The organism is Pseudomonas sp. Irchel 3A7 (assembly GCF_900187565.1).
Classification (GTDB): Bacteria; Pseudomonadota; Gammaproteobacteria; order Pseudomonadales; family Pseudomonadaceae; genus Aquipseudomonas.
In genome coordinates, this window is the sequence record NZ_FYED01000006.1 from 366,593 (window position 1) to 375,767 (window position 9,175).

Consider the following 9,175-nt stretch of genomic DNA (forward strand, 5'->3'; position numbering starts at 1 on the left):
TCAGGCCTTGGCCTCTTGTGGCGCCTTACTGAGCAGGGCAGCCTTGATACTTTCAGAAATGCGATAGCAGTTTTTCTTCCCTACTCTGCAAGGAACGATCAAGCGCAAGCGCGTCAACCAACGAAGCGCCTGTAGTGGATCGACATCCCCATAGTCATCCATGAGCTGCAGCTCAATATCTTCTTCATCGAAACGCTCTTGCTCGCAGAGCGCACTTAGCACTTGTCGCCCCCAGCTCACAGCGGTCACGCCGGTCTTGCCGAGAAACTCTTCCATGCTCTTGGGCTTGGCTTGAAGCACAGAGGTGTAGGCCGCACCGAAGCCGCTCACCTTGACCACTTCAGATTTCTTATTCTTGGCGGCCAGTAGCCTGTCCAAGGAGAAATACCACCCCTGGCTATAGCTTTCCAAGGTGTTGGTCGATGTTGAGGTGTTTTCCAGGTTGAGCCTGTTCAGCAGGTGAGCAAGTGCGGTCTTTTTCCAGACATCCAAGGCGATGAAGGGCTGCATGGTTTCTCGACCTTGGGTGAGCTGTGGGTTCGACTCCCACTGCCAAAGGGCACGCGGCGACATGAGGAAAATGACCCGAACACGGTTGCGTTTGGCGTTAGTATTGAGTCGTGCTTCATGCGCAACGTCGAGTAGATCCAACGTCGTACTTATCGGTTGCTCCCCTGTGATCTCAACGAAGAACATGATGTTCTTGCGAAGCGACTGGACTCCAATGACGCTGTCGACCAGCAGTTTCTTGAACTCACTGGCGGAGCCAAGATCGGTGTCTCTTTTGTGAGCTGGGACGTAACGGCCCGAGTACTGGTTGGTGGTCAGGGCAGGCTCTTCTTCCCCAATCGCCAGGAGAGACTCAAGCATCCATTGAGGATCCAGCCCCAAGGCCTCAGACCCTGTGATGATGCCTACGGAGTAGTTCGATGAGCGTGCCTCAATGGCGCCGAACGTAGGCTTTTCACGCACCTCTTCGCTGATAAGCAATTTCTCGTCTCGCAACGTGAGCGGGGAAGGGCGCGGAGCGTTAACCGGGTAGGCGTGTGCGGACAACGGGTCGTTCTCATTGATCGCATCTACCGCAGCCAACAGTTTGTCTTCAATGTTTTGCTGGCCACCAACCAAGTTCATGATGTTGGCGTTGCGCAGAGCGTATTCCTTGCCTCCTTCGGTGCGTCGCATGTACTGAAGTACGCCGAGGCCGCACAGCTCATCGAGGAACGCTTCAAACTGCGCATCGGTCATCGGCTCGAAGATATGCGGAGCCCATTCCTGGACAATGAGTTTCGCGCGGCTTGGAGAAAAGCTACTGGTGCTTTGCGAGATCAGGCTGTAGGCAATCAGCTTGTAACGCAGGTCGAGGTTCAGCGTGATGTCAAAGCGGTCGCAAATGAGCTGACGAATGTTCGGATCCTTTCGAATCTGTTCAATGTCGTCGGCTGTGATGGTGACCGAGCCCACGCGCCGGTTGTGACGCGCGTTGAGGGTCTGGATCAGTTCATGGCAGACAATGTGAATCAAGCCGGGATGGCGGTTTGTCTCGACAAGAATCCTGTTCATAAGCAAGGGGGAATCGAACTCATAACCCAGATGCCCCAGTGGCTCGCGAATGAGCTGAAGCGCCTCTGCTGGGCTCATGATCGAGACCTGGATTGCACTGCCGAGCTGATGCAGCGGGTAGTTCGCGGCGTCAGCGAACCGGCGTACGTTTTCCAGACCTGCAATTACGACCTTGAACCGACCATTACTGTTGTTCACCAAGCCACTGAGCTCACGGAAAATGCGGAAGCCGTTGGCAGCATCGAGTCCCAGAATCGGATCGATTTCGTCCAAGCAAACCATGAGCGCGTCTGGGTTGTCTTTGGAGAAGTAATCCCGCAGATCATCGACCATCCCGTCAGCGTCTGAGGGGTACGAGTTTTTGACCAAGCCGCTCGTTACGGCGGCGTGGTGAATCATCTGCCAAACCCGATTTCGGTGTTTTTCCAGCTCATTACCAGAGAGGTTAGCGCGATCCAGGTCTCCATCCATTTGGTACAAGAAGGCATGGTGGCGTTGCTCAGGGTTGTGGAACCAACGCTGTGTTTCCTTGAGCAATGTCGTTTTACCCAACTGCCGTCCACCAAAGATCATGGCTGCGCCGTTACGCATGGTGGTCAGCGACTTAATGTCGTTTTGGCGTCCATAGCGCATTTCCGGCGGCGCCGGCTGCATCTGGTTGCCGGTGTACGGATTGCTGAACGTCCATGGCAAGCTCAGTTGCAAGAAGGTCTTGAGCCGTTGATGATCCGAAACACCGAGACCGGCCAGCATGGTCATAAGGACGGGATCGACATGGAGCAGCGCATGCTTGAGCTGTTTTGAGAACTTGGCCAACTCGTTGCGTTCATCGTTCGAAAGCTCTTTCGCCGATATCAGAACCGTACGGTCATGTAGAAACTGGGTCTGCTCAGTCAGCAGTATGCGAAGCTCGGTGAGCGTCCATTCGCCGTTGGCAATCAATACATTGATGGCCTGCTCTTCTGATTTTTGGCTGAAGAACACAATCCCTCGTCCCGTGTCACGCCGTTTCACGTTCAGGGTGAGGTGGGCAATATGGCTTCGTGAGTAGAAAGACGTGCGCTGCGAAGTCGCATTACTGAAGGAGGGGGTCACGGCCTCAAGCCCTAAGGCACACAAAATGCGCACCAGCTCTTCGTAGGTCGCTTTGTCTAACGACTTGACGCGGCGGCGCAGGCTGATCAAATCCTCGATGGCCAGTTTGAAGTAGGTCGGCAAGGTGTCCAAAGACAAACCGTTCAAGCTTGCGCTAGAAAGATGACGGATCACTTCACGAGGATTGCGGTTCTGACTCAATATTGAGTGAAGCTGAGGCTCAAGCAGAAGAAAGCGCTTGAGCAATTCAGTGCCGGATTCGGTATCGCTTTGCAGCGCCTCGCCCTTGTCCAACGAATGCTTGAGATGTTCAAGCATCTCCTCTGCGACAGTCGTGTCATGTGTATTGAGCGCCGAACGGATCTGCTCCTGCCACGTAGCGGGTACCCAATCCACCCCGCGATCAACCAAAGCTTGGTTGACCAGTGCATCCAGGGATGCTTCAAGCTCCTGTTTCTTGGTCGTGAACTTGGTTACGATACTTGATTCAAGAGCGTCCAAGCTGTGGTGGATCTCACCAATGTCATCCAGCGCCTTGAGGCTTTTGAGTTGATCCTGAAGGTGCTCAAGCTCGCCACGCAGTTGGTAATGTCGTTCATCGTCGATCAGCGAGGCAATGTTCGCGTTATCCAGCAACCCCCTTATCTGGTCGCTTCGCAGGTTGCATTGGCGAATTTCTTCCAAGAACAAGCGCTTGATCGCCTCGATGTTCTCCGCCATCGAACCCTTGGAGACATCTTCATGGTTGAGCGTCAGAAGCAGCGCGTGACGGAAGTTTTTACGTTCCAGCGCTTGGTCTGCAAGCTCCAGGTCGCTCACGCCCTTTTCAAGCTGGTTCGTTAGGATGGCCAGTTGATGATGAGGATCATCGTCTGATGATGTGGCCAGCCATTCCGAAGGCCACTGAAGCCAGCCATTAATTCGGGAAATCTCCCAAATCGTTTCCTCATGCCGCTCTGCCACTTTATTGATGCGTTGGAGCACACTGATGGCGAGCAGTAAGCCAGCTTGCTGTTCTGGGTCTTCGGTGTTCTGGAGGCGCTGCTCCAGGTGCACGGAAGCCGCCGTGAGCATCGTGAGGAAACGGGGGGCGAACTTACTGACTTCGCTTGTGCGTTGACCCAGCAGGCTGTGGCCTTCGACCCACCGATCGGCGACGTCTACGATCTCGTCGATTGACCGTAGGAACCAATTTTTAGCATTGCCTTCGATCTGCGGAGCGGAGGTACTTTCGTTCATCATCTTGTGAATTTCAGCCGTCATCAGCCGAGACTGCTCATCCTTGTCTCGATACAGATCGGCAAACGCACGCACCTCATCTATCCGTGAAGCATCGTCTTTGATGATGCTTTCGTAGGTGAGATCAAAGTCTTCGCGTGCCAAGCATTCTTTCATCGCTTTGCGGGCAGGAGCCCAGCCGGTCTGCTTGTTCAGGATACGGTCTTGCCACTCAACAAGACGGGCGGCGAGTTTTTCACGCGCCTCTTTGTCGTTGCTTGTGGGTTGCTCACGCAGGGTATCTACATCCAGACGAGTATTGTGGCTGGAGAAACTGACCACTTCTTCGATCAACCGGGACACCGGGCCATCGAAGTTGCCGAGGACAGAGCCGAGCAAGCGTGGCGCGTTGGTCATCATTCCGAAGAACAATGTGGGCTGAAGTGTGGCGGCGAACACCAGGTAGGGAACAACACGTCCACCTGGGCGTCGATAAATCCAGCTTTCAATGATCTCCGAGGACAGCTGATGCAGGTTCTGCTGAACCCGGGTTACGGTCGCAGAGTCACCACGCCAAACGTGCATGCCATGGTATGCCGCCTGAACCAGTGGCAGCGACAACAGATCCCCCGCAAGGCCCATTCGACCTGCAATTTCCAGCGTCTTGCTGGCCAGTGGAAGCTGCCCGCGTTTCAACCAAAGCAATGCGATGTTTTCTACTGCAATCGCGGGAACGACATCCATCGTCTGCTGACAATGCTCCAGCCGCTCTAGGGCTTCCTTTGGCTTGTTGAAGAATCGAGAAACCTTGACTTCATCTTCCGACGCTTCCTGCATAGTTGACTCATCAGCTACATCATTCTCGATACTGGTGAGATTCGGATCTGAAGCGGCGTCTTGCCTCTCAACCGGATCAACAAAGTTGACGGCGGGCTCAAGCGCTACGTTGATTTCAGGCTCGGGAAGAGGCGCTGGCTCTGGGGCTGCCTCGGGAGCAGCCATTTGTTGTGGCTCGTCAACGGTCAGAGGCTCTTCATCGCCTGCGTCAGCTTCATCCGCATCCAAATCAACCACAGAGGCCGGCGATCTATCATCGACAAGGGTTTTACTTTGTGTATCAAGAGGATCGGGAAGGGGCGGAGTAGTCAGATCAGCAGATGACGTTCGTGACCAGGCCGTAAAGGCAGCCTTGGTTGACGGGTGATAAGCCTCCGGTGTCAGATCGATTTCTTGGCCGTCTGCCGAGAGTGAATCAAGCCGGTACCCGGGTGGTAACAACAGGTCACATCCTTGCTGTTCCACCTCTTGGTGCAGCCTATTGCTCTTGACGCGAGACTCTTCTGCCTCGGTAATGCTACTGCGCAATTCGCCTTTTTCACGAAAGTTGGCAACCTTGAGTTTCTCGTTGAAACCAGCCAGGTCGTTCTCGATTTGGACGCAATGCGCTTGAGCTTGCTCAAGACGGGTCTTGAGTTCGACCGATTCTACTTCACGCTCTTCGGTCAAATCAGCCAAGAAGGTTTCCGGTACCTCATCCTGCAAACGTTCGTTGAAGAACTCCAGCCAGGCTGTTTTAAAAGCCATTAGAAACTCTTCGTCATCGAAATTCTGCAGTGACAGCTCACGACCAATCTTGATCAGAACGTCGATACACTCGCCAAGTATTTTGCGAACCGTATCATCGCTGAGTGAGTATTCCTCTTTCAGACGAGGAAGGTTTGATGAGACCAGCGCCTCAATTTGCTCAGCATAGTGAAGGTTCCCTGAATCAGTTTTTGCCTGCTCGGCTAACTGGTACAGCTCTGCATAGAGGGCATAGAGGCTCAAGGGTGCGGCGGGGGTAGTAGATACTGTCGGCTGCTCGACGGGTGACGCTGTCTGACCTGGCTGGTCTGCCGAGTCGATCAAGCCAACTCGTCTAGCCTTCCTCTCGTTCTCCAGCATCGTGGAGTAGTACCCCATCAGCTCAGGTTGGCACGTCAAGAAAATACCCAGAAGCTCGTTGCCGAAAGGCGTGGCCATGGCATAGACGCCATCTGCCAACGTTCGACGCTCTTCGTTGTCGAGCTCGTTCCAGCTCGCCAATCGATCAAGCAGGATGCCCACCATCCCACCAAACTGATCGACGTACGTGCGACTCTTAATGAAGTCCTTTAGTCCGGTTTCCCAGTTCTTCCCGTTATCAACCCAATCAAGCCGTTTTTCGAGCATGGTGCTCAAAGTGTCCTGGTCTTCCTGGGTCATCTCACCGAAACGCTGGGCCACTGTGCCTTTGAGTTCGTGCCATGTCGGGTCTATGTCGTTCATGACGACTCGTTCCCAGCTGCGGTATCCGTCAATTCTTTTCGACTTTTTGAGCAAGCGCTGCTGGACATTGAACAAGTCCTTCAGTAGCAGCTTCAGACGACCAATGGAGGTCTTTTGAAAGTCCATCACTCGGAATCCGGGTTTCACTTTCGCCTGCTCGATTCGGCGAAGAGCCCTGGACATGCCGATCATCCGTTCCAACACGGAAGTATCGAGCACACCAGTTTCGGGACATAACATGGTGTGGTCTGGAAAACCGACCCCATCGGCAGAAAATTGCTCAATAAGAGATTGGTCGACTACATCGATGCAAATCAGATTTGGCATTTGATATCCATATCAGACTAGGTGGGGAAAGCTCGCCAGAGCAAACCTCTCTCCAAACGGGTAAAACATCCCATCGGAAGGAGGCATTCCACGCTGCCTGCGCGGCAGTTTGAATGGCGAAGCGTAGTAGCCCAAAGCTACTACACTAGGAGTTTTCCGGCTAGCCAGACAGTGGGTCATTCGTCCGTGATTTCTAGAGCCGTGATTTATCCCTGAGTCGTTAGACATTAGAAGAGCGCCTTTCGCCGAGCTCAGCCGCCGTGACCGGCAGAGACCGGCCAAGCGGTTATTTTCAGCAGACATGAACAGCCAATGCTGGAGGGATGAACCTGAGAGCTAGAGACGATTTAATCGAGAGGTTGACTAAACTCTCCGGTGATACGCCAAGTCGTGCTTTCGTGCTCCTCGAATGTCCCTCCCAATTCGAATGATCCTTTGGTCAGACTCGCGATGAGTTTGGCGTTCACGCCAAAATCATCCGAATAACTAATTGTCAGATCGAAGTCCTCAAGTCCGCAGTCGATTCGATCTCTGGCAATTTGCTGCCACACGGACTCGTGAGGAAACCACACAAGATTATCGGGGATTTTTGGCGCGGCGTGCCCCTTCAACGTGGCCACAAACAGAAGGCGGTCATCGGCCTTATTTGAGGATGAAAAGTCTGCCGAACCTTGCGCGTTTGCCTCGGGTACGCTCGCTGAAAAATCAACACCAAAGCCACGCCCCCATCCTTTTTCGTGCTCGACTCTTATTTTTTTGGCGCCTAAGGATATAAGCAGGCGAATGGCCTCGGCGAATTTATGTTCGAAGGCTTTTCGATGAAAACTGGCAACTGGATAGTAAAGGGTCGAGGAGGAGGGGTGCCGGGCGTAAACCAGTTTTCGTCTTGGATGTCCTGGGGGGAAGGAGAACAAAGCCGATGCCTCTGTCGAAATTATTGCGATTTCGTCAGGCACAGATTGAATCGAGTTGGCTACTTTTTCTACTGTCCGGAATACTAAAGCGCTTCCCCGGTTCCATGGATACTTTTCGTTGAAGAACATTTCTCGGGTTTTACGTAGGCTGCGTGCTACCGAGCCTTCCCGGCCTTGCTCCCCTTCTTCAGAAACGACGATTAACTGATGATTGAGATCCGTCTTCATACAGGAGAGCCATCCAAAATGGGTATCGATCAACTGATGATGCATTAGCACGCTTGGCTTGCGCCAGCCATTGTGGCGCAAGTGGTGCGACGCAGTCTTGGTTACCTTACTTTTTCCATCAGCATTAAGTGTCCACACCAGGCTGATTGTCTGCGAATCACGACTACAAAGCGTGCTGGTTTCTCCGATGTAAACGTTGCTCTGAACGAGTACAAAAGGATGATCAAGAAGGCCTGCTGCGCGCCACGAGAGCAAACAGGATCAGGCAAATTGAGAACAGTAATCGCCTAACTGCTGCAGGGACATAAACCTGAAGCTGCTGCCAGCAATGACGACACTTCCCGTGTGCGTCTTGCCGGTCGTCAAAACCTTTGTCTGATGCGCTCCGGCCAGGACTGGGCGGCCACACGTGACAAGGAACGTAACCTCTATCTTCACGACATCCAGCCGGTGTTGGAGGAGGGCATGACTTACTTGCGGGATCAGGGACGGTCGCTTGGGTGTCTCTCCTGCCGTTTCATGAGTGTGCTGGACACCACGACCGGAGAACCGTTGGAAAAGAGTTTCGGGCTTGCTCATTTCGATGAGTTGGCTCATCTGGAGGCATGGGCCAAAACTCACCCAACTCACCTGGCAATCTTCGGCGGCTTTATGCGCTACGTGCGAACACTTGAGTTCCAGATCGCACTGCGTTTGTACCATGAGGTGTCAGTGATCCCTGCCGATGCCCAGTGTTTCGAGTACATCAATTGCCACCCGGGCAGTGGGTTACTGGGATCTTGAGGTTACGTGCGTTGTGCCGTCACAAAACCAATAGCCGATCGGGAGCCACTATTGCGCACGGAGAGATGATCACTCAGTGAAAATGCTATATGGCCGCCAGCGTGAATGGAGACCATGCGCTTGGGTGATATTTGTACTGACTGCTTTTAGGCGCTCAAGGTACTAGCGAACCAGATGAGGCAATCCAGCTCCGCCAGATTTTCTGCCGGGTAATCATCTGCACGCTTGAGAGCAGCGCGCAGCAGGCGAGCTCTATTAACGTATCGCTCGCCCTTACTGAGCCCTCGCGGAAATGCAATATCCAAGCTGGCGAACCAGTCGAGAACTGGGCGATTAAGAACGTAATAGTAGTTTGGGAACAACTGGCAAAGCATCTCGGAAAACAGCGCACCCCTAGTCGGATTCCTCATGACCGTAAGACGGTTTATCTCTTGGATCACTATCCTATCTCGGGCGGCAAAAGGAGCATCGATCACGCGGACAAGACTTTTTGAAAGCTCGCGAAAATCGCTGTTTCGCCCCTTGCGCTCCCAACCTTTACCTTGAAACCGGCTGCCATTTTCACCGAAGAACCATAGAGCAGACATCTTGTAGTAGAAGTCATCAATGCGAGGTATGCGTCCGGCAAAGTCATCTAGCCCGCCCTGAAAAGGCAGGACATGGTGTGCACTTAAATTTAAGTGGACACCATTTCTAGCCTTTTAAGCGGGTCTTTCATGCAGCCACAACGCCGTTCCTAC

General features: G+C 53.2%; 4 protein-coding genes. 1 reads left to right on the top strand and 3 read right to left on the bottom strand.

All coding sequences use genetic code 11. The annotated features are described in order from the left end of the window. Nucleotides 1–6,279: a hypothetical protein gene (locus tag CKW21_RS12900; RefSeq protein ID WP_095194363.1), complete on the bottom strand. Its 6,279-nt coding sequence runs from the start codon at nucleotides 6,277–6,279 to the stop codon at nucleotides 1–3. 578 nt (nucleotides 6,280–6,857) lie between these two features. After that, nucleotides 6,858–7,907: a hypothetical protein gene (locus CKW21_RS12905; RefSeq protein ID WP_141232957.1), complete on the bottom strand. Its 1,050-nt coding sequence runs from the start codon at nucleotides 7,905–7,907 to the stop codon at nucleotides 6,858–6,860. A 39-nt stretch (nucleotides 7,908–7,946) separates the two neighbouring features. On the opposite strand from CKW21_RS12905, the gene CKW21_RS12910 reads away from it, so the two are divergent. After that, a complete protein-coding gene (locus CKW21_RS12910; protein ID WP_256590216.1) occupies nucleotides 7,947–8,435 on the top strand; it encodes a phenylacetaldoxime dehydratase family protein in 489 nt (162 codons plus the stop codon). 146 nt (nucleotides 8,436–8,581) lie between these two features. Here CKW21_RS12910 and CKW21_RS12915 read toward each other — a convergent pair whose 3' ends face one another. Then, the gene (locus tag CKW21_RS12915) at nucleotides 8,582–9,022 is read right to left on the bottom strand and encodes a hypothetical protein (protein ID WP_095194349.1); all 441 of its coding nucleotides are present in this window, start codon (nucleotides 9,020–9,022) and stop codon (nucleotides 8,582–8,584) included. Nucleotides 9,023–9,175 lie beyond the last annotated feature (153 nt).